The organism is Croceicoccus gelatinilyticus (assembly GCF_018398395.1).
Taxonomy (GTDB): domain Bacteria; phylum Pseudomonadota; class Alphaproteobacteria; order Sphingomonadales; family Sphingomonadaceae; genus Croceicoccus; species Croceicoccus gelatinilyticus.
In genome coordinates this window covers 700,130-725,689 of record NZ_JAHCBF010000002.1, presented here as the reverse complement: position 1 = coordinate 725,689, position 25,560 = coordinate 700,130, and the positions used below count along the sequence as shown (strand labels likewise).

General features: G+C 62.8%; 17 protein-coding genes. 12 read left to right on the top strand and 5 right to left on the bottom strand.

Features of this window, described 5'->3' with window-relative positions; all coding sequences use genetic code 11:
• Positions 1-1,583, bottom strand: a 1,583-nt coding sequence (locus KIH45_RS07415; RefSeq protein WP_213175345.1) for a hypothetical protein, incomplete at its 3' end; no start/stop codon positions are given.
• A 648-nt stretch (positions 1,584-2,231) separates the two neighbouring features.
• A complete protein-coding gene (locus KIH45_RS19335; protein WP_213175344.1) occupies positions 2,232-3,689 on the bottom strand; it encodes a tetratricopeptide repeat-containing sulfotransferase family protein in 1,458 nt (485 codons plus the stop codon).
• A gap of 241 nt (positions 3,690-3,930) precedes the next feature.
• Between KIH45_RS19335 and KIH45_RS07405 the strand changes: the two genes are divergently transcribed.
• The 9 genes from KIH45_RS07405 to KIH45_RS07365 all read left to right on the top strand — a co-directional run bounded on the left by KIH45_RS07405 (position 3,931) and on the right by KIH45_RS07365 (position 15,710).
• The gene (locus KIH45_RS07405) at positions 3,931-6,381 is read left to right on the top strand and encodes a TonB-dependent receptor (RefSeq protein ID WP_213175343.1); all 2,451 of its coding nucleotides are present in this window, start codon (positions 3,931-3,933) and stop codon (positions 6,379-6,381) included.
• A 186-nt stretch (positions 6,382-6,567) separates the two neighbouring features.
• Positions 6,568-6,972: a hypothetical protein gene (locus KIH45_RS07400; RefSeq protein ID WP_213175342.1), complete on the top strand. Its 405-nt coding sequence runs from the start codon at positions 6,568-6,570 to the stop codon at positions 6,970-6,972.
• Positions 6,973-7,119: 147 nt separating this feature from the next.
• Positions 7,120-9,582 carry a TonB-dependent receptor gene (locus KIH45_RS07395; protein ID WP_213175341.1) on the top strand — a complete coding sequence of 821 codons (2,463 nt, stop codon included), beginning with the start codon at positions 7,120-7,122 and terminating at the stop codon, positions 9,580-9,582.
• 226 nt (positions 9,583-9,808) lie between these two features.
• A complete protein-coding gene (gene paoA / locus KIH45_RS07390; protein ID WP_213175340.1) occupies positions 9,809-10,441 on the top strand; it encodes an aldehyde dehydrogenase iron-sulfur subunit PaoA in 633 nt (210 codons plus the stop codon).
• Complete coding sequence (locus tag KIH45_RS07385) at positions 10,438-11,388, top strand: FAD binding domain-containing protein (RefSeq protein ID WP_213175339.1); 951 nt, start codon at positions 10,438-10,440, stop codon at positions 11,386-11,388. The genes paoA and KIH45_RS07385 overlap by 4 nt, the downstream gene beginning before the upstream one ends.
• Before the next feature lie 5 nt (positions 11,389-11,393).
• Positions 11,394-13,580 (top strand): aldehyde oxidoreductase molybdenum-binding subunit PaoC, encoded by a 2,187-nt coding sequence (gene paoC, locus KIH45_RS07380; RefSeq protein ID WP_213175338.1) that lies wholly within the window; start codon positions 11,394-11,396, stop codon positions 13,578-13,580.
• Positions 13,581-13,625: 45 nt separating this feature from the next.
• Positions 13,626-14,054 carry a poly(R)-hydroxyalkanoic acid synthase subunit PhaE gene (locus tag KIH45_RS07375; protein WP_420481924.1) on the top strand — a complete coding sequence of 143 codons (429 nt, stop codon included), beginning with the start codon at positions 13,626-13,628 and terminating at the stop codon, positions 14,052-14,054.
• A complete protein-coding gene (locus KIH45_RS07370) occupies positions 14,047-15,135 on the top strand; it encodes an alpha/beta fold hydrolase (protein WP_213175336.1) in 1,089 nt (362 codons plus the stop codon). The genes KIH45_RS07375 and KIH45_RS07370 overlap by 8 nt, the downstream gene beginning before the upstream one ends.
• Positions 15,132-15,710, top strand: coding sequence for a GNAT family N-acetyltransferase (locus KIH45_RS07365; RefSeq protein WP_213175335.1), 579 nt, complete (start codon positions 15,132-15,134; stop codon positions 15,708-15,710). The genes KIH45_RS07370 and KIH45_RS07365 overlap by 4 nt, the downstream gene beginning before the upstream one ends.
• Before the next feature lie 4 nt (positions 15,711-15,714).
• Here the strand turns inward: KIH45_RS07365 and KIH45_RS07360 are convergent, their stop codons facing one another.
• Positions 15,715-16,482, bottom strand: a complete 768-nt coding sequence (locus KIH45_RS07360; protein WP_213175334.1) for an esterase/lipase family protein — start codon at positions 16,480-16,482, stop codon at positions 15,715-15,717.
• Positions 16,483-16,635: 153 nt separating this feature from the next.
• Between KIH45_RS07360 and KIH45_RS07355 the strand changes: the two genes are divergently transcribed.
• Positions 16,636-17,007, top strand: a complete 372-nt coding sequence (locus KIH45_RS07355; protein ID WP_213175333.1) for a PilZ domain-containing protein — start codon at positions 16,636-16,638, stop codon at positions 17,005-17,007.
• Between the two features lie 73 nt (positions 17,008-17,080).
• Here KIH45_RS07355 and KIH45_RS07350 read toward each other — a convergent pair whose 3' ends face one another.
• Complete coding sequence (locus KIH45_RS07350; RefSeq protein ID WP_213175332.1) at positions 17,081-19,873, bottom strand: bifunctional diguanylate cyclase/phosphodiesterase; 2,793 nt, start codon at positions 19,871-19,873, stop codon at positions 17,081-17,083.
• A 249-nt stretch (positions 19,874-20,122) separates the two neighbouring features.
• Here KIH45_RS07350 and KIH45_RS07345 point away from each other — a divergent pair, with 249 nt between their 5' ends.
• Positions 20,123-21,988: an AAA family ATPase gene (locus KIH45_RS07345; protein WP_213175331.1), complete on the top strand. Its 1,866-nt coding sequence runs from the start codon at positions 20,123-20,125 to the stop codon at positions 21,986-21,988.
• 134 nt (positions 21,989-22,122) lie between these two features.
• On the top strand, positions 22,123-23,775 hold the full coding sequence (locus KIH45_RS07340; RefSeq protein ID WP_213175330.1) for an FAD-binding protein: 1,653 nt from the start codon (positions 22,123-22,125) through the stop codon (positions 23,773-23,775).
• A gap of 3 nt (positions 23,776-23,778) precedes the next feature.
• On the opposite strand, the gene KIH45_RS07335 is transcribed toward KIH45_RS07340, so the two are convergent.
• The gene (locus tag KIH45_RS07335; protein WP_213175329.1) at positions 23,779-25,509 is read right to left on the bottom strand and encodes a class I adenylate-forming enzyme family protein; all 1,731 of its coding nucleotides are present in this window, start codon (positions 25,507-25,509) and stop codon (positions 23,779-23,781) included.
• Between the last annotated feature and the right edge of the window lie 51 nt (positions 25,510-25,560).

The window sequence follows — 25,560 nt, the reverse complement described above, 5'->3', positions numbered from 1 at the left end:
TCGATGAAGACGCCGTCGCCGTCGAGCAGCTTGATGGTGACGCCTGACCAGACGCTCTGGTCGCCTGTGGTCGACGCGTCCCCGTCATCGTCCTCGTACTTGGTGCCGGAGATCTTGCCCTTTTGGTAATTGGCAAAATCAAGGTCGGTGCGGTCGACGCCGGTCAGGCCATAGCCGCTGCCACCGACTGTTGCGTACCAGCCATCGGTCAGGTCTTCGTAGACCGTCTTGCCGATGTAGCTTTCATCAAGGCCAGTGATCGACCAACTGCCATCGACTCCCGTGACCGTCGAAATGTCACCGGCGTTGAAGGTGCCGCTGTCATCCATATCGATGTAGATCGTGACCCCGGCCAGACCCACGTCTCCGTTGGTTGAACCGTCGGCATTGGCATCGAGGTATTTCATGCCTGAAATGTCGAACAGCCTGTAGTTGCCGACTGCGACGAAATAGGTGCCGGGATCGGTGACGGTGACAATCTGGTTGCCGTCGTCCAGCGGGTCGGTCGTCTGGATCCAGGTGCCATCGGGCGTAAAGACACTGGCGTCGCCGCCGTTAGCTGCGACAAAAGCCGCGCTCATGTCGCCTTCGTCGAGCACTTCGCGAATGACATACTGGTCGTCGGGAAGCAGGCTGAAGAACGAGAACTGGCCGTCGACGTCGGTCTGGGTCCACGGTTCGAAATCATCCAGAACGCCGTTTTCATTGACGTCGATATAGATCGTGAAGCCTTCGAGCGGCGCTTCGCCTGCGTCGGGCTCATAGTCGCCGTCGGCATCGCGGTCGTTGAACTTGATGCCGTCGATCTGTGTCGCCTTCAACGTGTTCCATTCGGCAAAGCCGCCATCATCGGCCGGGTCAGGGCCGAACTGGGAATAGAGCGTCAGGTAATCGTCGGGCGCGACATCGCCGAACATTTCGACCGGAAAATAGAAGATGTAATCCTGCTTGCCTTGGCCCGCACCCTGATCGCTGAGGATAAGGGTATTCCCGGTCCCATCGTCAGCGACGCCATTTCCGTCGAGATCATCAAGGTCGAAAACCAGTTCGAAATCGCCGCCGAAGGCATAAGTGCCGCCCTCGTTCCAATCATCGAGGGTTGCGTACCCGGTGCCGTTAACTCCGTCACCGGGTGAGGAGACATAGAACTGGAGTTCTTCCAGCGACACGTCGAGCCGGTTGTTTTCATTGATGTCGAGGTTGATCTGATAATAGGCTTCGAGCGATCCGTCGTGGTCGAGGTCCAGATAGATGATTGGGATCTCATAGAACTGCAGCGCGTTCGTGTTCGGGTCGGAGATATCGGTTCCGTTCTGGCCGCTTACCTTTTCGTCGGTGTTGAAGCCCAGGATCGTCTCGCCGCCGTTGATGTTGAGAAACGGCGCGAAAAGCCCGGTGCCGGTGGCACCGTAGGCCTGCGATTCATCGAAGTTCAGATGCTTTACGTAAAAGGGAAAGCCGTCGAGGTTGTTCGCTTCCGGGTCTGTCCCGTCCGGCAAGTCTGGCCCGTAAAAGCCAGCGCCATATGTATAGTTATCGTCGATTTCGTCTTCGTCGAAGAACCTGAGATCATAGTCAGTCATCGCTCAATTTCCCCACAATTAAGCACCAAAACAAAAAGGCGTCGGCGGTGATTGCCGCGACGCCTGGCGAACGTTGTTCAGTGTCGGCTCAGTTGCGTAATGCAGCTGAAGGGGGATGTCGGCACCAGGTATGGAAAAGCGTCTGCCTCCGTACAGGCAGGCACGTCTACTTCGGGTGGTCCGAAGATGTCGTCGTTGATTTGCGCCATCACTTGCACTCCCCACGTGTGCGTCCGGCTAGGAACCGCGGCGAGCGCTGCGGCATAGTCGTTGGTAATATCCGGTTGCAATCGCAAGCAGCGACTCGCGTTCTGCGACCAGTTAACAATTGGTTAACATGAGTCCATATCCGGCCAAAGCTAAATCTAGACTTTACAGTTATCTGACAATGCCAAGTAGCCTATCAAGACCGTCTTGCTAACACCTGAGTCAACTTGTCCTCCTTGGCCTCTAAGGCGCAAGTTGTATTGCGAAAGACTCGATCAGTACTTTGTGGAAGTGCGGCGGAATTGATTTGAGATTCATCGATTTGCCGCAATGCACCAATGGCCTTGCGGCAGATTGTTACATTCGATTGTATCGAAACTTCGCTGCGGCGCCGGGCGTGCAAAGAGGTAGGCTCTCGCCAACCAACTGAAGCGGCGAAAATCAGCCGATATTTTTTTCGATATTGCCGATTCCGAGGCGCGAAAGTGCTTCCTGCACGCGTATTGCTCCGCCGGGATAACGTTTCCAGCGCGCTACCGCATTTGCGTAGATCGGCTGGCGGACCTGCAGCGAACTGGCCGTGGCGACGGGGGCCGTGTTTTCGTGGAAGGCGGCGCAGGCATCGTCCCAATCGAGCCCTGCGAACGCCACCAGCTTGCGCGCCTGCCTGTCGAAGTCGGCGACGATCTCTTCGTAGGAAAGCGAGAGGAAGCGGTTCTCGGGAAGCGCCTGCTCGAAGTGATCGATCAGCTTTTCGAACTGCGCGACGAAGTGGGCCGTGTCCTCAAAGTGGTACGCGTAGGAATAGTAAGTGAAGGCTGTTGCGAAAAGCTGACGGTAGTTGCTGAACACCGTGTCTTGCGGTGAACGCCGCAGGCAAATCACGCGCGCGCCGGGCAGGGCTTGCAGGATCAGTGGCGCGAAGAAGAAGTTGAATGGCATCTTGTCGATGAAGTGCGGACTGTCGCCGACGATGGTCCGCACGCGTTCGACATAGGCACCCTCGATCGCGGACAGGTCGGCGCTTGCCGCTGCCTCGATCGTTGGCGCGTCGAGGACGTGGCCGCCCGGTGTCTGCACCGTCCGTTTGGCCAACACGGCGAAATCCGAAAGCTCGCCCGCAGACGTGACATCGGGATGCGCGGACAAGATACGTTCCGCCAGCGTCGTCCCGCTGCGCGGCATGCCGACGATGAATAATGGGGATGTATCGCCTGACAGCGCCGGTATCGGGCTTTCCGCGCTGGCAGCAGATGCGGCGAACAGGCGTTCGGTTGCGGCGCGGTCATGGCCAATACGCGTGGCGAGCGGTTCCTTCGCGCGGTCTAACCAGCCGAGCGATGCGTCCCATTCGCCCTTGTCTTCCAGCATCCGCGCAATCGCGTGGCCGAGCATCAGGCGGTCCTCGACACTGTCGGTTGCAGCAAAGCGTTGCTCCAGCATCGGCAGGAACTCTTCATGCCGGTCCTTTGCCAGAGGGACGAGGGCAAGCCACGCCTGCGCATGGCCGGGTTCGCGCGTGACGAGATCTTCGAAAACCTCGCGCGCTTTCCGCAGGTCTCCCGTGAATTGCAGCGCGATCCCATAATTGTAGGCGGCTTGGGGGTCGTAGCGTCGGGCCTCCGTCGCGCGGGCCAGGAACGGCAGTGCCTCTGCATGCAACCCCGTGCGCGATAACAGGACACCCAGATCGCCTGCCAGTTCGGGCCAGGCCACGTCCGCTTTGGCCGCAGCGCGGGCCGCGGCACGGGCTGCGGCCGTGTCGCTGCGTTTCAGGGCAAGACGCCCCAGCAGAATGTGCCGCCACCCTACCGCACCGCCGATCTTCGCGGCGAGATCGGAGAGCTCCTTCGCCTTGGCGTCGTTTCCGTGTTCCAGCGCGATCGCAGCCAGTACCATGACACATGCTGCATCCGCGCCCTTTTCGCGCAGATGGGCCTGTGCAGACGCGAAGGCCTCGCGCTCTCTTCCGGCGAAAAGTTGCAAAACTGCAACGGGAGGTGACGTTTCTGTCATGGCGACTGGTTACAAGGGTTATCGAATTGCACAAAGCGAGTCATGCTGCACCGCACCAAAACTGGTGAAGCTTGCAGCGGATTGTGGGGACTGGTCGCTGCTGTAAAGACAAGGACCAAGACAGATGCAATCTGCACGTACCCTTCGCATGTCCCTTCTCATCGGCTCCGTCCTCTCCCCCGTGCTGGCCCCCGCCGTCGCGCACGCACAGGCAGAGCCTGCCGTCGCCACCGGCAACGAGATCATCGTCACCGCGACCCGGCGCGCCGATACGGTGCAGGACGTACCTTTCAACATCGCGGCCGTGACGGCCGAAAGCCTTGAAGAACAGCGCACGCTCGATCTCGAAAGCATCGCGGCGACCGTTCCGGGTGTCTACATCGTCGATGCCGGCGCGCGCCAGGGCAACACGATCGTCTTCCGCGGCCTCAACGCCGACCCGCTAAGCGCGGCGGACGGCGACAATTCGGGCGGCGGAACCGTTGCCATCTACGTCGGTGAAATCCCGCTTTACGTGAACCTTCGCCCGATCGACATGGAACGTGTCGAATTCCTGATCGGCCCGCAGGGCACGCTTTACGGCGCGGGCACGCTGGGCGGCGCGGTGCGCTATATCCCGAACCGTCCGCAATTCGACGAGATCAGCGGCGAGGTTCGTGCCGACTTCTACGATTACAAGCGTGGCGGCGGGATCAGCACCGATACCGGCATGACGGTCAACATCCCGCTGGGCGATACGCTGGCCTTTCGCGGCTCGATCGACCTGCTGAATGACCAGGGCTTCGTCGACCAGCCATTCGTCGTGACCGAGGCGGGGGCCGTGAACCCCGACGATTTCGACAACCCCGATGCCGTGCGCCGCGTGAAGGACACCAACTGGGCCGAAGTCGTCTCGGCCCGTGCCGCGCTGCGCTGGCAGCCGGTCGACGCGCTGGACATCAACCTCACCTATTACCTGCAGGACCTGAAAGTTGGTGGCCGCCAGCTTACGCACAGCAGCCTGAACGATCAGCCGCTGCTGGATTCCAACGGCGCCTATGTGGACTTCCCGGTCACTGTCGGCGACTACGAAAACGCGCTGCGCGTGCTTGAACCCAACCAGATCCGCAACGAACTCGTGGCTCTCGAAGCCGCGCTCGACCTCGGCTTTGCCGAACTGACGAGCGCGACGGGCTATTCCAAGTACACCGATGACGGCAATCGCGATCAGTCGGACCTGCTGATCACGCTGGAATACAGTTACGAGGCGTTCCCGACCTTCACTTCGCGCACGCAGGAAACGGGCGAGGAAGAAACCTGGACGCAGGAACTGCGCCTTGTCAGCACCAGCAGCGGACCGCTCAGCTGGATCGTCGGCGGCTTCTACAACCAGCTTGATGCAGAGAGCCTGAGCCTTGAGTTCACGCCCTACCTCGATGAGTACTTCGGCACCGATTACCCGCAGAACATCGAGTATGTGCAGGCCGTCCGCGAGAAGCTGAAGGAATACGCGGTCTACGGCGAAGTGGGTTACGAGATCACGCCGGAATGGCAGGTCACGCTGGGGGGCCGCTATTACAAGTACGACTACGAAGTCGCATCGGCCTTCGACCTTCCGCTGTTCTATATCGCCTTCGGCGGACGCGATCCGGCGAACGACATCCAGCTCGAATTTGAAGAAGCGGGCCAGAAGCGCGACGGCTTCCTCTGGAAGGTAAACACTTCGTACGAGTTTGCCCCCGACGCGCTGGCCTATGCGACGGTCAGCAAGGGCTTCCGCATCGGTAGCGGCAACGGGATCGCGGCCTGCCCCGACGGGTTCGATCCGAACGATCCCGACAACCAGACGCTTTGCGCCCTGCCGAACGAGTTCGCGTATGGCCCGGATGAAACCACGAACTACGAAGTCGGCTTCAAGACGCAGTTCCTGAACCGTCGGCTGACGCTGAACGGCGCGGTCTATTACATCGACTGGAAGGACCCGCAGCTTTCGTCGACCACGCTGGCGGGCGGCTTGCCGATCACGCTCAACGGTGGCGGTGCGGAATCGAAGGGCGTCGAACTGTCGGCCAGCTTCCGCGTGACGCCGGAACTGACAGTCAGCGGCAACTATTCGTACACTGATGCGAAGCTTACGGCGCTCAGCCCCGATCTGATCGCCTATACTGAAGGGCCCGGCTTCGGCACGCTTTATGAAGACGGCCTCGACGGCGATCGCCTGCCGGGCAGCCCGAAGCACAAGGGCAACGTCTTCGTCAGCTACAAGCAGCCGGTTGGTCCCGATACCGACATCGGCTTCACCTACAAGATGACCGCGCAGTCGAACATACTGACGCGTGCGGGTGGCCGTCAGGGCACGACGCTGAAGGGCTTCTCCATGCACGGCGCGGCACTGACGCTCGACCACAAGGGCTTTTCGACGCAGCTCTACGTCGACAACCTGTTCGACAAGTACGCGGAGACCGGCGTGCGTTCGTCGCCCGAATACAACCAGGTCGTCTATGACGAGAACGGCGATCCGCATTACGTGCGCCGCTACGGCACCTTCGTTGCCGCGCCGCGCACGATCGGCATCCGTTCGACGCTGAGGTTCTGATCGAAAGCCGGCGCGGCCCCACCCGCGCTGGCCCGATCGCACAAGGGCGGCCCGTCCGGTTCATGCCGGGCGGGCCGTTCTGATTCTGGTGTCTATTGACCCGCCGATATTCCGCTAATGATAATCGGTTGCAATAAGCGCTGCGCTATGAAAGGGTCTGGCTTCAGTCCCTGACAGGAGTCGCCCTTGTACCGCTATCTCGACCACCGCACCGCTGACCTTGCTCCCGCCGAAGCGTTCATCGTCGATGCCACGCGCAAGTGGGTCGGCGCGGTGAACGGGCGGACGTGCCCGGCCGATGCCGTGGCCAGCGATTTCCTGGACCGCGGCCTCATGGGCGGGATCGGCGCATTTCACCGCATTCTCATGGTGTTGAACGTGCGCGCAGGCCTGCGTTTCGGCTTCGCGATGGAAGGCTGCCCGCTGATCGCGGAAGGGGAGGCGCTGATCCTGTCGCTGCTACAGGACGAATGCTGCAGGGCCGATACCCTGCAATGCATCTTCGGCAAGGAACACGTGGCAGAGGTCTGCGCGGCGGCGATCGACGACTTCAATGCTGCGCTTCATGTTGCAGGAATGCCACTGCAATAACGGTTTTTGCAGTCGACCGCAGGAACCTGACAAAACCGATAGCTATGTAATCGGACAGGCGCTCGTAAAACACCCTCAACCTATTAGCCGTCTGGAACGGTCGTGCCCACAGAGGCACCGGCTAATGGTTCAAAGGGAGAGATCGTCATGTTTTTACGCTCGAAATCCGTCCTTCTTCTCGGTGGTGCGTCGCTCGCACTGACCTCGCAGGTCGCGTTTGCGCAGGACGCGCAGACCGAAACCGCGAAGACTGGCGGCCTCAACGAAATCGTCGTCACCGCACGTAAGCGCGAAGAAAGTGTTCAGGACGTCCCCGTCGCGGTCACCGCGATGTCGGAAGAGATGATCCAGAACCGCGACATCACCAGCATCGAAAAGATCGCTGCTGCAACGCCGAACCTCAACGTCGGCCGCGCCTCGAACGGTTCGTCGGCCCAGATCACCCTGCGTGGTATCGGTTCGTCCTCGACCTCGATCGGTATCGAACAGTCGGTCGCCATCGTCGTTGACGGCGCATACTACGGCCAGGGGCGCGTCATTGACGAAGGCTTCTTCGACCTCGCACGCGTCGAAGTCCTCAAGGGCCCGCAGGCCCTGTTCTTCGGCAAGAACGCCACTGCCGGCGTGATCTCGCTGACCACGAACGACCCGACCTACGACTGGACCGGTTCGATCAAGGCCGGTTACGAATTCAAGGCCAACCAGTACCAGCTCGAAGGCATCATCTCGGGCCCGATCACCGACACGCTCGGTATCCGCCTTGCTGCGCGCTACTCGGACATGGACGGCGGTTACTACGATAACGTCTCCACGCCCCAGAACTACACCACCGTCGACACCGCACAGGGCTTCGGCGATGTAGAGACCTTGGTGTCGCTGCCCATCGAGGGCCCGATGCCGCAGCAGGAAGAATTCCTCGCCCGCGCCACGCTGAAGTGGGAGCCGACGAGCGACCTGACCAACACCTTGAAGGTCACCCGCAACCAGAACGACACGCTGAACAACAGCTGGAACTACGTCGCATATTCGTGCGGCAACGGCACCGGCTTCAGCCAGCTGACGGTCTATCCGTGCGAAAAGGACTTCATCACGCACCAGAACGCCCTGCCGGCCGAGGTTGCCCAGACCGCGCCTTATGGCAACGACGATGGCGTGCCCTATAACCGCTATCGCAGCTGGGGCATCAACAACCAGCTCGAATACGAGATGGACACGATGACGATTTCATCGGTCACCAACTGGCAGCGCAACAACAACTCCTGGCTTTGCAACTGCAACTTCCAGGCTACCGATTCCGTTGCGGGCGGTATGATCTTCGCGACCGAGAACTCGACCTGGGAAGCCTTCTCGCAGGAACTGCGCCTGACGTCGGTCTTCGACGGTCCGTTCAACTTCATGATCGGCGGTCTGTATCAGACCACGGACCGTGATTTCGGCCAGTGGGGCTTCTACAGCGACGTGCGCAACTCCGCGGCTCCGCGTCCCGATCTCGTCTACGCGGCGAGCGAGAAGATCAGCACTACCGAGGGCGAAACAATCGCCATCTTCGGTCAGGTTCGCTTCGAACTGATGGACGGCCTCGAACTGGCGGCCGGTGGCCGTTACACGGACGAGAAGAAGGACAGCTACTTCGCGCAGGAATACGTGAACCCGGCTTTCGCAGTCGTCTATCGTGACGCTGATGATCCGCTTGGCACCATCACTGCCAACCAGAAGTTCAAGGACTTCGCACCGGAAGTGACGCTGACCTACGAACCGACGCCGGACATCCTGCTCTACGGTGCGTACAAGACTGCCTACAAGTCGGGCGGCTTCTCGAACGGCGGCATCAACTCGCAGTTCTCGCCTGATCCGTACGGCGACCTTACCTTCAACCCGGAAGAGGCTGAAGGCTTCGAAGTCGGTATCAAGTCGACCATCCTCGACAACCAGCTTCGCGCCAACCTGACGCTCTTCACCTACACGGTGAAGGACTTCCAGGTCGACTTCTTCAACTCGCCGGTTTTCGCGTTCAACACGCTGACCGCCGATGCGAAGACGCAGGGTGTCGAGCTTGAGCTTGAATATGCGCCCTACGCGGTGCCGGGCCTCAACCTCAACGCGGCCGTGAACTACAACGACGCAAAGTACGACAGCTTCCCCGAAGGTCCGTGCTACTCGGGCCAGACGCAGGCTGAAGGTTGTAACGTCATCACCGCCGACGGCCAGATCCGCCAGAACCTGACGGGTCAGCCGCTCTCGGTCGCACCGGAATGGACCGGCGTGATCGGCGTGAACTACGAAACCGACATCGGCAGCACGCTGATGATGGGCTTCAACGCCAACGCCCGCTACTCGGACAGCTACAACCCGTCGGGCTTTGCAAACCCCATCGCGATCCAGGACGACTACTGGACCATCGATGCCGGTCTCCGCTTCGGCGCAGCTGACGGCAACTGGCAGCTGGCCCTGATCGGCAAGAACCTCACCAACGAGTTCTATGTCACGGGCGTGGTCGACGGTCCGTCGTCCGGTACCGCTGCTGGCGGCGTCACCGGCGTCAAGGCCGACCAGCTCGGCTTCGGCACGCTGCCGCGCACGGTGAAGGTCGAACTGACCAAGCGCTTCTGATCGCCTGATCACAAGCAACCGAACACGATTTCGGCCCCGCCAGCGATGGCGGGGCCGTTTTCGTTTGCGGGTTTTCGGAAAGGTTCCCGCATCTTTCATGAAATTCGCTCATGAAGGCGATCAGAACTTTTCTGTTTTTCCTGGCGCTGTGAGTGCTAGCCTGTCGGCCCGGGCGCTCCCTCTCGTCCGTCCATTCGTCACGCGACCAGCCATTACGGGTTTCACCATGCCATCAATTCCTACCCCGCCAATCACTCGCCGCGGCGTTCTCGTCGCAGGCGCGGCCTCGGCTGCGGTCACGACCGTCCCTGCCGCCGCACAGGGCCCTGCCAAGGCCCCGAAGAGCACGCCGGTCCCGGTGAAGCTCAGCGTCAACGGAAAGGAGGTCGAGCTTGAACTCGATACTCGCACGACGCTGCTCGACACGCTGCGCGAACATCTTAAGTTGACCGGCACGAAGAAGGGCTGCGACCACGGCCAGTGCGGCGCCTGCACCGTCATGGTGAACGGCACGCGCGTCAATTCATGCCTCTCGCTCGCCGTCATGCACCAGGGCGACGAAGTCACCACGATCGAGGGGCTGGGCTCGGCCGACGACATGCACCCGATGCAGGAGGCCTTCGTGAAGCACGACGGTTACCAGTGCGGCTATTGCACCCCCGGCCAGATCTGCAGCGCGGTTGCCGTGCTGAAAGAGATCGAGGCGGGCGTGCCCAGCCACGTTACCGATGACCTTACCGGGCCGATGCCGATGACTCGCGCCGAAATGACCGAGCGGATGAGCGGCAACATCTGCCGCTGCGGGGCCTATTCGAACATCTTCGATGCCATGGCCGAAGTCGGAGGTGCCAAGGCATGAAGGCTTTCACTTACGAACGCGCGAAAAGCCCGGCCGAAGCGGCAGCCGCCGTTGCGGGGCGCGAAGGCGCGAAATTCATCGCGGGCGGGACCAACCTGCTCGACCTCATGAAGCTGGAGATCGAGGCGCCGACGCACCTCGTCGACGTGCAGGACCTTGCCCTCGACCAGATCGAGGAGACGAGCGACGGGGGCCTGCGCATTGGCGCTCTGGTTTCGAACACTGCGCTCGCTGCGCATCCCAAGGTTCGCAAGGACTACGCCGTGCTGACCCGCGCGATCGTGGCCGGCGCTTCGGGCCAGCTTCGCAACAAGGCGACGACGGCCGGCAACCTGCTGCAGCGTACGCGTTGCCCTTATTTCTATGACCCGAACCTGCCCTGCAACAAGCGCGTGCCCAATTCGGGCTGCGCCGCAGCAGAGGGCTTTTCGCGCCAGCTGGCCGTAGTCGGCACGTCCGACAAGTGCATCGCGACTTATCCGGGCGACATGGCGATCGCCATGCGCGTGCTGGATGCCGTGGTCGAAACGGTCACGCCCGACGGCAAGACGCGCACGATCCCGATGGCGGAATTCCATCGCCTGCCGGGCGACAAGCCGTGGCTGGACAATACGCTGGGCAAGGGCGAACTGATCGTATCGGTCCGGCTTCCGGCACCTGTCGGCGGACAGCACTTCTACCAGAAAGTCCGCGATCGCCGGTCCTATGCCTTCGCCCTCGTCTCGGTTGCCGCGATTCTCAACGATGACGGCACGGGCCGCGTCGCTTTCGGCGGTGTCGCGCACAAGCCGTGGCGGGTCGAGGCTGCCGAAGCCCTGTTGCCGCAAGGTGCAGGCGCGGTCGTCGCCAAGGCTTTCGAGGGCGCGAGCCCGACCGAGCACAACAAGTACAAGATTACCCTGGCGGAGCGCACGCTCGCCGGTGTCATCGCAGAAGCGCGGAGCTGAGCGCCATGAAGTTCGACGCACCTGCAGGGAAGAACCTGTTCGACAACGCCCGCATCGTGGGCAAGTCCACGCGCCGTATCGACGGTCCGCTCAAGGTCACGGGCGCTGCGCCCTATGCCTATGAACGGCATGATGTCGTGCCCAACCAGGCCTATGGCTGGATCGTGGGCGCGGGCATCGCCAAGGGCCGTATCACCGCGATGGACACGTCCGACGCTGAAGCCGCACCGGGCGTGATCGCCGTTCTGGCCGCGCCGAAGATGCAGCCGGTCGGGTCCAGCAATTTCAACTATGCCCCGCTGTTCGGCGGCAGCGAAGTGACCCACTATCATCAGGCGATCGCCTGCGTCGTGGCCGAGACTTTCGAGGAAGCCCGCGCGGCCGCCGCGATGATCCGCACGCGCTATGATCGGGCCGAAGGCAACTTCGATCTCGAAGCCAACAAGGACGCCGCCCCGATGAGCGGCGAGCCAAAGACGCGCGGCGATTTCGACAGTGCCTTCGCCAGCGCGCCGGTCACTCTGGATGAAACCTATCATACGCCGGGCGAAAGCCACTCGATGATGGAGCCGCACTCCACCATCGCTTCGTGGCAGGGGGACCAGCTTACGCTGTGGACCTCTAACCAGATGATCGACTGGGCCAAGAACGCCCTCGCCTCGATCCTCGGTATCGAGGCGGCGAACATCCGCGTCGATTCGCCCTACCTTGGTGGCGGTTTCGGCGGGAAACTGTTCGTACGCGCCGATGCGGTCGTCGCCGCGCTCGCTGCGAAGGAAGCGGGCCGTCCGGTCAAGATCATGCTGCAGCGCCCGCTTGTCGCGAACAACACCACGCACCGTCAGGCGACGATCCAGCGTATCCGGCTTGGCGCGCAGCAGGACGGCAAGATCACCGCGATCGCGCACGAGAACTGGTCCTACAACGTCCCGTCCGGCGGCAGCGGCGAAACCGCGACGGCCCAAACGCCGGTGCTCTATGCGGGCGACAACCGTTACGTCGCCGAATATTGCGCCGAACTCGACTTGCCCGAAGGCAATGCGATGCGCGCGCCAGGTGAAGCGCCGGGGCACCTTGCGCTTGAAGTGGCAATCGACGAACTGGCCGAGAAGCTGGGCATGGACCCGATCGCGCTGCGCGAAGTGAACGAGCCGGGCAAGACCGTTCCGGGGCAGCCGCAGAAGGAGTTCAGCGAACGCAACCTTGTGCGCTGCATTAAGGAAGGCGCGCAGCGGTTCGGCTGGTCGGCCCGAAATGCAAAGCCGGGACTGGTCCGCGACGGGCGCTATCTTGTCGGCATGGGCATGGCTGCCGGTTTCCGTGGCAGCCCGACGATGAAGTCGGGCGCGCGCGTGAAGCTGGCCGCCAATGGCCACATCACTGTCGAAACCGACATGACCGACATCGGTACCGGCAGCTACACGATCATCGCGCAGACTGCGGCGGAAACGATGGGCGTGCCCCTCGATCATGTCACGGTAGAACTGGGCGATTCCCTCTATCCGGTCTCTGCCGGGTCGGGCGGCCAGTGGGGCGCGGCAAGCTCCACCGCGGGCGTCTATGCCGCTTGCGTCGCGCTGCGCCGCAAGATCGGCGAGGCGCTTGGCTTCGATGGCGACGCGGCGACTTTCGCCGACGGCAATATCGTTGCCGGCGATGCGACCCACGCGCTAACCGACGCTGGCGCGATGTCGGCAGAGGACACGATCGAGTTCGGCAAGTTCCAGCAGGACTACAGCATCGGCACATATGCTGCGCATTTCTGCGAAGTGGCCGTCGATGCCTATACCGGCGAAACCCACGTGCGGCGCATGCTGTCGGTCTGCGATTCCGGGCGCATCCTCAACCCGCTCTCGGCGCGCAGCCAGGTGATCGGGGCGATGGTCATGTCGGTCGGCATGGCGCTTAGCGAAGAGCTGGCGGTCGACCCGCGCTTTGGCCTGTTCGTGAACCACGACCTTGCCGGATATGAAGTGCCCGTTCACGCCGATATCCAGGAACAGGAGGTTGTCTTCCTCGACACTCTGGATCCGGCGGTCTCGCCGCTGAAGGCAAAGGGCGTGGGCGAACTGGGCATCTGCGGCCCCGGTGCGGCGATTGCCAACGCGATCTACAATGCCACCGGCATTCGCGTGCGCGAATATCCGCTGACGTTGGACAAGTATCTGGACCGGCTTCCCGCGCTGGTCTGATCTATCGGGGGCGGGGCGCGGTCGTCGCGTTCCGCCCCGTGATACTTGACTGCGGGATACTTAACGCAAGTCATAGTTGGTCATAATGCCCGGATGCGGTTAAGTCGGGTAATGACCGAAAAACCGTTCAATCCCGTGGCCGCATGGCAGGACGTGATCCAGCGTTGGGAGCATGAGCTCAACGCATGGTCGGGCCAGTTCACGAAGAGCGAGGAATTCGGCGCGCTGATCGGGCAGGCGACCAAGGCCACCGTCTATGCGCAAAAGGCCATGGCCGAGCAGACCGAAGCGGTGCTGCGGTCTCTGAACCTGCCGAGCAAGAGCCAGATCGACGAGATTTCGGAGCGTCTTGCTGTGATCGAGGATCACATCGCGCAGATCAGGCTGGAAATGGGGGAGGGGACCCGCAAGGCATCGGGGGGCGAGCCGAAACGCACGCGCAAACCCCCGGTCGATCCCAAGGCCGATGAGTGAAAACGCACTAGAGCTTCTCGATCCCGAAGCGATTTCCCAGCAGGTCCGCCAAGAGGTGGACCGCGCGCTGAAACGCAACATCAAGGGGCTCGACTTCCTCGTCGCCGACCGCGAGCCGGTGGGCCACATGCCCAAGGACGTTCTCTACCGCGACGGGACCGCGGTGCTTTACCGCTACCGCCCGCTGCTGGACGAGATATACCGCGTGCCGCTGCTGGTCGTCTCGCCGCCCACCAATCGCGGCTATATCTTCGACCTCGCCAAGGGGCAGAGCTTCTTCGAATACCTGCTGGGGCAGGGTTACGACGTCTACAACCTCGACTGGAACCCGCCGCGCCGCGACGAAAGCGTGCTGGGATTCGAGGATTATGTCGGCCGCTTCATCCCAGCCGCGCTGGAAGCGATAGAGGACAAGACCGGTGAGCGGGACATCAGCCTTGCCGGCTATTGCGCGGGCGGCACGCTGGCGACGATCTATGCCGCGCTCGAGAAGACGAAGCGCATCCGCAACCTCGTCACTCTGGCGACGCCGATCGACTTTTCGCACATGCACCTGTTCCAGACATGGGCTGACAAGCGGTATTTCGATGTCGACCTGCTGGTCCGCGAACTTGAACTGATCCCGCCGGAAATCATGCTGGGCGCGTTCGATCTGGCGCGGCCTGCGAACCGCACGGCCGGGCGCGTCAATCTCTGGACCAACATGTGGAACGACGAATTCGTGAAGTCGTACCGCATGTTCGATCGCTGGGCGGCGGAAACCCTGCCGATTCCGGGCGCCTATTTCGGCCAGCTGATCAAGGATCTGATGTGGGAAAACGCGCTTGTCGAAGGCAAGTTCGAGATCAATGGCAAGAAGGCCAACTTGCATAATATCGAAGCGTCGATCCTGAACATCGTCGCCAAGCACGACCACGTCGTCAGTCACGAGGCCACCGGCCCGCTGATGACGATGACATCTTCCAACGACCGCGACGAGATCGTCGCCAAGGGCGGCCACGTCTCGCTCGTCGCGGGGCCTGCTGCCCTGCGCCGGCTGTGGCCGCACATCGATACATGGCTCGGAAAGAGATCCACATGACTGCTCTCGACATTGCCCCCACAGAGATCGACCTTGCCGGTCGCCGCGTCACGCTGCGCCCGCTGACCGCCGCCGATGAAGAAGCGATGCTCGTGTTCGCCAATGGTTTGCCGGTGCGCGAACTGCTTTTCCTGAAGCGAGACATTCGCAGCCCGCGCGTGTTCAAGGCGTGGATGCAGGAAATTGAGGCGGGCACGATCAGCTCGATCGTCGCGGTCGAAGGCGACGTGATCCACGGCTGCACCGCGCTGGTTCGCGACGAACTCAGCTGGTCGCCGCATGTCGCCGAAGTGCGCGTGCTGGTCGATGCCGACAGCCGCGGGATGGGGCTTGGCCGCCTGCTGGCGATGCATTGCCTTGATGCGGCAGCGGACGAGAAGATCGAGAAGCTGACCGTGCGCATGACGACCGACCAGGAAGCGGCGCGCCAGATGTTCGAGGAAATGGGCTTCCGCCCCGAGGCGCTACTGCGCGATCACGTCCGCGACGCCGAAGGCGTGTCGAGCGACATCCTGATCATGGCGCAGGACACGCGCAGCCACCGTTCGATGCACTCGGTCTACGGGCTGGGATAAGACCTCAGCGGAAGCAGGCGGCGAAAGGCCCCTTGCGCTCGAACGGCTTCCACTCGCCCTCGGCCTGCGAAAGCCGGTCCGCGACGATGTAGAACACCGCCGGATTGGCGATGAAGCCGAAGTGGCTTGAGAACACCTCGATGTTCTCGGTCTTCTCGTCGGTCTCGGAAATGCAGTTCTGCCACCCGGTAATGCCGTCGGTGCGCGAATAGACCGCGCTCGACGGGACGGGCAGGACATGGTGACCGGTGGCATAGCGCGCATGCTTGCGCATATCGGCGATGCGGTTTCCGGTCAGCAGTTCGTAGAGCGTGTTGAGATTGGTCGCGCCGGGGTCGCCGGTAAACGGGCTGCCCAGCGTGACGACCTGCCGCACGTCTTCGGGATCGCGGCGCGTGGCTTCGCGCGCGATGACGCCGCCAAGGCTCCACCCGACGAGCGAGACCTTGCGCCCCGTTTCCTTGCGGATCTCGGCAATGCGCTGCGCGATGTGTTCGCCGTTTTCGCCAGTCGTGTGCTGATCGAGGTTCCAGCCAAGGTCCCACGGGTGCACGTGATGGCCCAGCCGCGTCAGGAACGAACGCAGGACGGCCGTCATCCGGTCGTTCGTGGCAAAGCCGGGCAGGACGAGCACGGGGTGCCCGTCGCCGCGCGGCACGTCCGTCATCAGCGGGTAGCTGAGCGCGAGCGATGCCAGTTCCATCATCGACCGCGCACCTTCAGCGAAGGTCAGCGCGGGCAGGGGGCTGAGGATTTCGGACTTTTCGGCCATGATTGGCGGTCTGCCCGACGTTTGAAAGGCGCGATACAGTCCATTGTGTCAGGTGTAACCCGCGCCCTCCGGCAGATTCCCTATCGCGCTTAAACTCCGAATTAACCCTGCGAGTGCGAAAACGGGCGATCCATAGGAAGGTCGCAAGCCATAATGACACGTCGCAACAACGAACGACTCGATTCCGACCGGCAGGTGGAATGCCGCGCCGACGGACAGCCGTTCCATGCCGTTCTCTACAACGTCTCCGTCACCGGATGCATGATTGAGATGCCCTACAACCGCGTGAGCGAGGGCGACCAGCTGTTCATCAAGGCGGAAGGCAACATCCGCATGGCGGGGCGTGTCGTGTGGCAGGACGAACGCAATGCCGGCATCCACTTCGACCAGCCCCTGCACGAGGCGGTCGTCCGCTTTCTCGGATACGATCCGGTGAAGAGCGCGATGATGATGCCGACCGACCGTTTCGGCCGCCCGCTGCCCAAGCTTCCCCGCGCTGCCCCTACGCCTGCGCGGGTCTGGTAGGCACTCACAAGTTCCGGACCGAAGGACACGGGGCGCAGCAGGATCACCTTGCTGCGCCCCGTTTTCCTTCGCCTCAGGCCGCCGATGCCTTGCGCGCGTTGTCGTCGCGGTCCTGCGGGATCTGGTCGCTCATGACCGCAGGCATCCCGAAATAGAACCCCTGCGCTTCCCAGCAGCGTTCCTCGCGCAGTAGCGCCAGGTCTTCCTCGGTCTCCACGCCTTCGGCCAGCACCGGCAGGTCGAGACTGCGGCCCAGCGCCAGCACGGCCTTGATGATCGCGCGCGAACCGGGATTGCGCTTGGCATCCATCAGGAAGGTGCGGTCGATCTTGATCTTGTCGAACTCGAACGAATTGAGCGTGTCGAGCGAGGAATAGCCGGTCCCGAAATCGTCGATCGCAACCGTCACGCCCAGCGCCTTGATCTGGCGCAGGTTGTGGAGGGCGCGCAGCTTGTCGCTGATGATCGCGCTTTCGGTGATCTCGACTTCCAGCCGGTCTGCCGGAAGGCCGCTTTGCGCCAGCGCCTCTGCGACCAGCTGGTGCAGGTCGGGCTGGACCAGCTGCAGCGGCGAGATATTGACCGCGACCTTGTGCGGCTCTTTCCACTGTGCCGCTTCCTTGCAGGCGGTGCGCAGGACCCATTCGCCAATGGGGAAGATGAGACCGTTCTCCTCGGCGGGCTTGATGAACTTTTCGGGCGAGACCTTGCCCAGCGTCGCGCTGTTCCAGCGGAGCAGCGCCTCGTAACCGACGACCTTGCCGCTATCGACCGAACATTGCGGCTGGTAGGCGATGTGGAACTCGTTGAGATCGAGCGCATGGCGCAGCGCGGCCTGAAGCGCGCGGCGTTCCTCGGATTGGCGGTCCATCTCGCGCTCGTACCGGCACCATGACTGCCCCGGCGTCGCCTTGGCGCGGTACATGGCAAGGTCGGCAGCGGTCAGCAGCGTCTTGCAGTCGCTGCCGTCCTCTCCGGCCAGCGCAATGCCGACGCTGCCTGCGCTGTTGATGGCGCGGTTATGCAGGATGACGGGGAAATTGACCGCGACGGCCAGCTTGCGGGCTAGTTCAGTGCAGGCGGTTTCGGTGTCGTCGATGCGGGCGAAAACGGCAAACTCGTCCCCGCCAAGGCGCGCGGCGATGCCGTTGCCCGCGACCGCGCGCGAAAGGCGGTCCGACGCCGATTGCAACAGCGCATCACCGACCGCGTGGCCATAGCCGTCGTTCACTTCCTTGAACCTGTCGAGATCGACGATGGCGACTGCGAAAGTCGACCCGTCACCGCGCGCGCCTATCGCGCATTCGGTCTCGACAAGGCGGCGGAATGCCTCGCGGTTGGGCAGGCCCGTCAGCGCATCGTGGCTGGCCATGAATTCGAGCCGTTCGGCAGCCTTCTGGCGCTCTGTCACGTCCTCGACGGTCAGCACGCGGCCGCCATCGGGCAAGTGCCGTTCGCTGACCGCGATGGAAAGATCGTCGTCGATCTCGACCTGCACGAAGCCGTTGCGGTCCTTGCCGTTCGACAACTGGTCGAACAGGCGGCGGGCAAAAGCGCCCTCGCTCGACAATCCGTTGTCGGCAAGGCGGCGGCCCAGCGTGGCATTGAGCAGGCCGGTTTCGTCGAGGCCGGTCGTGACGGTATCGGCTGGTGCGCCGAAGATTTCGGCAAAGCGGGCGTTGCACAGCTTTACCACGCCAGTGGGGTCGAACAGGACAAGGCCTTGCACCATGTTGCCGGTCGCGGCCTGCAGGTCGGCGCGGACCTGCTTCTGTCGTTCCTCTGCCTCCACCTGCGTGGTCACGTCGCGGGTGATCTTCGCAAAGCCCAGCAACTTGCCTTCGTCGTGTACCGGTTCGATCGATACGTCGGCCCAGAAGCTGGTGCCATCCTTGCGCATCCGTTCGCCGCGGGCGCGGAAGATGCCGGTGGCGCGGGCGCGGGCAAGGGCGGCATCGGGCACGCCTGCCTCGCGGTCGTCCGCCGGGTAGAAAGCCTCGAAATGCTTGCCGAGGATCTCCTCCGGCTCGTACCCCTTGAGCCTGCGTGCACCCTCGTTCCAGGTGAGTACGTGGCCGTCGGCATCGAGCATGTAGACGGCGGTGTCCTTCAGGCCCTGCACCAGAACCGAGAATTCGCGGCTGCGGCGGCCCAGCATGACCTCGAACGTGCGGGTCGAGAACGAGAGCGAGAGCGCCCACGAGATCAGCAGCAACGAGCCGACCCCGATGACGAGGCCGAGTGCAAGCGGAGGAAGCGAGAAATGCGCGGGCGCGATCGCGTCGTTGACGACGAAAGTCATCGCCTCCATCGCGGTGAAGTGGAGGGCAAGGACCGACGCGGCCAGCAGGGGGCTGCCCAGCAGGTAGGCGCGCTTGCCCGCCTTGCCGCAGATCGCAGGCATGGCGGCAGCGGCAAGGATCGGGCCGAGCACGATGGACAGCGCCACAAGGCCCATGTTCCAGTCAACGTATCCGCCAAAGCTGGCGGCCGATACGCCCATGTAGTGTAGGCCCGTGGTTGCCAGTCCGCACAAGACGCCGGACAGGACTGACCGGTCCGGCCGTTCGGACTTGAGGTTCATCGAGAACGCGAGCGCAAAGCCGACAAGCCCGATGCCCAGCGAGGCCAGTGTCTCTGCCGGAAGGTAATAGATCTCTTCGGGCCCGTCGTGCCCAAGCATGGCGACGAAGTGCGTTGCCCAGATGCCGCCGCCTGCGGTTACCGCCGCGCCGAGCAGCCTGCCCTTGCGCCTTTTGCCGTCCCCGAACAGGGCCGCACGCAGCATGTACGTGGCCGCATAGGCAGTGCTGACGCAGATGAGCGCAGCCAGCGCCATGAGCGCGAGATGGTTGAGATGATGCATGTCCGAAGCCTCTTTGTCCGAGGCTGTTGCTGACAGCGAAAGGTTAACAGCACCTTGGAAAATGCATAAATAACCCGGTTAACTGCAACTAAAGTATGCAATTATCCGGGGTAAATACGCAAATTGCTATCATCTTCGGTGACTGGTTTTGTCCGGAGGTGATCGAAATCAAGGCGTGACGGTGAATCGGTGCGGATAGTGTTCCCGGTGATATGATCGAGTGCGATCATGCCGCGGAAGGGAGCTCAAATGGACGCCGAGAGGATCGATAGCAGTTCTGACATCAGGGTCGCCGAACCGGCCATGCCGGCGATGCCGGTGTGGTTCGACGATCTCGATACCGGCCTTTCGATGCAAGCGCACTTCGCGGTCTCTGGCAACTTGCGCGATCTCTATCCCGCTTACGAAGACGGTGGCATCGCCTTCCGCACGTTCGAGCAGATGGTCTGGCGCATCGCCGAGGCAAAGGGCTTTGCCGCGCTTTGTATCTACGACAGCGATGCGGGCCTGCGCGTCCACCCCGAATGTCCCGAAGACATTGCCGGGCGATTGAAAAGCGCGGCCGTCGAGGTGGGGTGCCTTGCCGACGCGCCCGAGGCCTTTGCCAAACTGCACCGAACCCTGACCGGCCTGCCCGACCTGCCGGTGGTCCTGATCGTCGACTATGCGCCTGCGCTATTCGGCGGGGACATGGCAGAGATGTCGCAGGCGCTGGTCGAGGCGGACAAGACCGCGCGGCAGGTCATGCTGGGCGACGCGCTCGACCGCGATCCGCCGCGCCTGCCCAGTCCGACGCTCTGGCTGGTCGAAAGGCCGGGCGACCTTCCGGCCTGGTTCGTCGCGGGCAACGATGCCTTGCGCGAACTGTCGGTCGAACTACCGAACCTTGAAGACCGATATGCCTATGCCCGTACGCTGGTCGGGCATTTCACCGATGGCGAGACGCTGGACGGGGCGGAACTGGCAGGTTTTCTCGAACAGTTCGCGCTGGAGGCCGAGGGCATGAAGCTCGCCGGCATGAAGTCGGTCGCCCGCATTGCCGAACGGCACGGTCTTGCGAGTGACGAGATTACCGAGGCGATCCGCTCGCATCGGCTGGGCACGCGGCGCAATCCGTGGAAGTCGCCGGTCATGCGTTCGCGCATGATGCGGGCGCGTGAAATCCTGACGCGGCGGATCAAGGGCCAGCATCACGCGGTCGACAAGACGCTCGACATCCTGATGCGCTCGATCGTCGGGCTGTCGGGTGCGCAGACGGGGTCGCGCTATAATCGGCCGCGCGGGGTCATGTTCTTCGTCGGCCCCACCGGCGTCGGCAAGACAGAGCTGGCAAAGGCCGTGACCGAGCTTCTTTTCGGGGACGAGAACGCCTGCCACCGCTTCGACATGTCGGAGTTCATGGAGGAGAACTCGATCAACCGCCTGATCGGTGCGCCTCCGGGCTATCCGGGCCACGAGCGCGGGGGCGAACTGGTCAACGCCATGCACAAGCGGCCCTTCAGCGTCGTGCTGTTCGACGAAGTGGAGAAAGCGCACCCCCGCGTGCTCGACGCGTTCCTGCAAATCCTCGACGAAGGGCGACTGACGGATTCGCGCGGATCGACTGCCTATTTCTCCGAGGCGCTGATCATCTTCACCTCGAACATCGGCCTCATCGGCAAGAACCACACCCAGAACATGGGCATGAACATCCTGCCGTCCGACGACTTCGCAGAGCTTGAGGCCAAGCTGATCGATGCGGTGCGCCAGCATTTCCGCAACGAGCTGAACCGGCCCGAACTGATGAACCGCATCGGGCAGAACGTGATCGCCTTCGAATTCATCGGCGGCACCGTCGCGGCCGAGATCTTCTCCGCCATCGTAGAGCGTGTGCTCAACGTCGTGCGCGCCGAACACGGCGTCGAGATCGAGATCGAACCGCAGGCGATGGACGACTTGCGCTCGCTCTGCATGGCGGACTGGTTCGAAGGCGGGCGCGGTATCGCCAACCGGATCGAGACGCATTTCATCAACCCGCTCTCGCGCGAGATTTTCCGCCACCAGCCGCAGAATCGCATGACCATCGTCTCCGCGAAAGAGGCGGACAGCACGACGACGCTGGAATGCAGGCTGTAATGCGCGACCTGTGATTTTGTGGAGTATCGACCTGCCCGGATTTTATTCATGACAAGTGTCATTAAATAACCGGGCCCAGCGATCGGATCGCGGCGAGTGCCCGGATGATACGACACGATCCGGGAGATGGAAAGATGGCAGACGCACACGAATGGGATCTCGAAGCCGACGTTGTCGTGCTCGGTTCCGGCGGCGCGGCGATGACCGCGGCGATCGCGGCGCACGACTTCGGCGCGAAGGACGTCGTGATCCTCGAAAAGACCGGCATGGTCGGCGGTACTACCGCGATGTCGGGCGGCATGCTCTGGGTGCCGGGCAACCATCACCAGATCGAAGCGGGCGTCGAGGAAGACGACGAGGATGTCGTGACCTACCTCGATTCGCTCGCGCCCGGTCAGCTCGATCCCGATACGCTTTTCGCGTTCATGGAGGGCGGGCCGGAGATGGTGCGTTATCTTGCCGACAAGACGCCCGTGCGGCTGACCGCGTTCAAGGACTTCCCCGACTACCAGTCCTATGCCCCCGGCGCGAAGCCCGACGGCGGTCGGTCGCTCGACAACGAGGCGTTCTGTTTCGAGCGGCTGGGCAAGTGGGCCCAGCGCGTGAACCCCAGCAAGATGGCCTATCCCCTGCGCGGCAGCCTGATCGAGGCGATCACCGGCGCGCTGGACGAAGAGACTTTGGCCGAGCGCGACGCGCAAGACTATCGCGGGCTGGGTCAGGCCTTGGCCGGCTCGCTCTACCTCGGCGTGATCGAGCGCGAGATTCCGGTCGAGTTCGAAAAGCGCGCCAAGAAACTGGTCAAGGACGGCGAGCGGATAATCGGCGTTATCGCCGAGGACGCGAGCGGCAAGGACTACAAGGTCCGCGCCCGCCGCGGCGTCGTGATCGCGACCGGCGGGTTCGAGTGGAACGAGGAACTGGTCAAGACCTTCCTGCGCGGCCCGCTGACCGGCCCCGTCTCCGTCCCCGAGAATGAGGGCGACGGCCTGATGATGGCGATCGAGGCTGGCGCGAAGCTGTCCAACATGCAGCACGCTTACTGGATGCAGAGCGTGCTGGAGTTCGAGCCACAGCACCGTTCGGCAAAGCCCAATTACCTGCTGGGATCGGACGAACGCGCGCGTCCGGGTGCGATCCTCGTCAACCGCAAGGGCAAGCGGTTCGTGAACGAGGCGGCGAACTATAACGCGCTGGGCAAGTCGCTCCACGCCTTCGATGCGGGGTCGCACACTTACGCGAACCTGCCTTACTGGCTGATCATCGACCAGCGCTATCGCGATAAGTACCAGACCTTCAACACGCCCCCGGGCGGCCCGACGCCGGGCTTCATGATGCAGGCCGATACGCTGGACGAGCTGGCCGAAATGGCGGGCATCGATGCCGAAGGGCTGAAGGCGGAAGTCGAGCGGTTCAACGGGATGGTCCGCAATGGCCACGACGACGATTTCGGCCGCGGCGACAATACCTATGACAACTTCTACATGTGGGGCGATACCGACTTCGACCCGCCGTACCGCACGCTGGGCGTGATTGATCAGGGCCCGTTCTACGCGGTCAAGATGGAAGCGGGCGCGTTGGGCACGGCAGGTGGTCCCAAGACCAATGCCGATGCGCAGGTCGTCGACTGGAACGGCAATCCGATCCCAGGCCTTTACGCCGCGGGCAATGCGATGGCGTCGGTTCTGGGCGAAGTCTACGGCGGCGCGGGCGGTACGCTCGGCCCCGGCATGACGTTCGGCTATATCGCCGGCAAGCACCTGGGGCAGCACATTCCCAACGTATAAGGATCAGTCGCCCGCTTCCAGTCGCTGCATGGCCAGCGTGCGAAGCTGGGCGGTCTTGATCTTCGCGCTGCCAGTGGTTTCGAGTTCGTCTTCGTCGAGAAACAGGACCCGGCGCGGCACCTTGTAGCTGGCTAGACGCTGTTTGAGCGCGGTTCTGACAGCGGCCTCATCCGGCGTCTCACCTTCGTGCAGCACGAGGCAGGACACGACGATCTCACCCAGGGTTTCATGCGGCAGGCCGACGGTCTGCGAAAGCTTTACGGCGGGCAGGGCCCTGATCGCCTCGTCGATCTCAAGCGGTGAGACATTGGCCCCGCCGGTCTTGATGATGTCGTTTAGCCGGCCCTTCCAGAACAGCCGCCCCTCATCATCGATGTGCCCGCCGTCGCCGGTGCGGAAATAGCCTTCATCGTCCAGCGTTTCGTCCAGCGGGATGCCGAGATAGCCGAGCATCAGGGTCGGCCCCTTGATCGCGATCTCGCCTTCCTCCCCGCATGGCAGTGTTTCGCCGGATACAGGATCGACGATCCTGACGACGTTGCCGGGAAAGGGCAGGCCATGACTTCCCTGCGCCACGTCCTGCGGGGTGTTGGCGGGATAGCCGGTGCTGAGCGTGAATGTCTCTGTATTGCCATAGCAATATGCCGGTTCCAGCCAGTCGGTGTTGATCGTCGGATGCCGTGCGATCGGGCTGTTGCGGTCGACATGGACCAGTGCGGATAGATCGGCCCCGCTCCAGTTCGGTGCGGTCAGAAGCTGTTCCCACTGATGCGGCCACGCGAACAGGAATGTCGCTCGCTCCCGCTCCATCAGGTCGATCGCTTCGGCGGGCTGGAACGTCCGCTGCAGGATCATCGCGCCCCCGCGCGAGAGCGTTCCGCCGACCACCATCGCGAAATTGCCGGACCAGAAGAACCCGTTCGCCGTCCAGCTACGTACGCCGTCATCAAGGCGCTGCTGCTGCCCCATGCGCCAAAGCTGTATCGAAACACCGCGATGGGCAGAAAGGATGCCCTTGGGCTTGGCGGTGGAACCGGATGAGAAGAACAGGACCCCGGGATCTGCGGGAAGGACGGTCGCTTCCCGTGCGCACACGACGCTTTCCGCCACATTGCAACCGCGCGCAAGGAAGGCAGGCCACGCTTCGATAGCCCCCCGTGGGTCCTTGATGTCGAGTGCCGCGATGAGGCGCAGGAACGGGAACCGCTGCGACTGGAGCTTTCCCGCAGCTCCCTTGGCAATTGCCGGATCCAGTTCGCACAGATCGCTGGCGAAGTCCTTGCGCAGTACCTGCCTCTCCATCAGCAGGACCGAACAGGCCGAGGCCGAGAGGATGTGCGCCAGTTCATCTGGCGTCGAGAAAGTGCTGAGCGGGGCAGCGACGCCCCCCGCCATCGCGGTGCCGAAAACCGCGGCGAGGAATTCGGGCCGGTTGGTCATCAGGATGCCGACCCGCTCACCTTTGCCGAGGTTAGCGCCGGTCAGCGCCTTGGCGACCGCGAGCGAATGTTCGAGGAGGTCGGCGTATGACCAGCGGACGACGGTCCCGTCCTCTCGGTGTTCGACAAGCGCTTCGCGCGGCGCGAATTCGGCAAAGACGGAACGCAGAAAGCCGGGAAGCGTGAGCGGGCCAAGACCTTCCTCGTCCCGAAGCGGTGGACCGCACGCTATCGCCCGTGCCGGGTCCGGCACGTAGACGTGGCGCGATGCGGCCTCGTTCTGCCGATGGCCCATGACATTCTCCCCCTTATCGAGAGTGGAGATAGAGCGCGTGGCGTCGGTCCG

Excerpts from the sequence above, each read along its gene's own strand:
- KIH45_RS19335 (WP_213175344.1), bottom strand. The coding sequence starts at position 3,689 with ATGGTACTGGCTGCGATCGCGCTGGAACACGGAAACGACGCCAAGGCG.
- KIH45_RS07405 (WP_213175343.1), top strand. The coding sequence starts at position 3,931 with ATGCAATCTGCACGTACCCTTCGCATGTCCCTTCTCATCGGCTCCGTC.
- KIH45_RS07395 (WP_213175341.1), top strand. The coding sequence starts at position 7,120 with ATGTTTTTACGCTCGAAATCCGTCCTTCTTCTCGGTGGTGCGTCGCTC.
- paoA (WP_213175340.1), top strand. The coding sequence starts at position 9,809 with ATGCCATCAATTCCTACCCCGCCAATCACTCGCCGCGGCGTTCTCGTC.
- KIH45_RS07385 (WP_213175339.1), top strand. The coding sequence starts at position 10,438 with ATGAAGGCTTTCACTTACGAACGCGCGAAAAGCCCGGCCGAAGCGGCA.
- paoC (WP_213175338.1), top strand. The coding sequence starts at position 11,394 with ATGAAGTTCGACGCACCTGCAGGGAAGAACCTGTTCGACAACGCCCGC.
- KIH45_RS07370 (WP_213175336.1), top strand. The coding sequence starts at position 14,047 with ATGAGTGAAAACGCACTAGAGCTTCTCGATCCCGAAGCGATTTCCCAG.
- KIH45_RS07365 (WP_213175335.1), top strand. The coding sequence starts at position 15,132 with ATGACTGCTCTCGACATTGCCCCCACAGAGATCGACCTTGCCGGTCGC.
- KIH45_RS07360 (WP_213175334.1), bottom strand. The coding sequence starts at position 16,482 with ATGGCCGAAAAGTCCGAAATCCTCAGCCCCCTGCCCGCGCTGACCTTC.
- KIH45_RS07355 (WP_213175333.1), top strand. The coding sequence starts at position 16,636 with ATGACACGTCGCAACAACGAACGACTCGATTCCGACCGGCAGGTGGAA.
- KIH45_RS07350 (WP_213175332.1), bottom strand. The coding sequence starts at position 19,873 with ATGCATCATCTCAACCATCTCGCGCTCATGGCGCTGGCTGCGCTCATC.
- KIH45_RS07345 (WP_213175331.1), top strand. The coding sequence starts at position 20,123 with ATGGACGCCGAGAGGATCGATAGCAGTTCTGACATCAGGGTCGCCGAA.
- KIH45_RS07340 (WP_213175330.1), top strand. The coding sequence starts at position 22,123 with ATGGCAGACGCACACGAATGGGATCTCGAAGCCGACGTTGTCGTGCTC.
- KIH45_RS07335 (WP_213175329.1), bottom strand. The coding sequence starts at position 25,509 with ATGGGCCATCGGCAGAACGAGGCCGCATCGCGCCACGTCTACGTGCCG.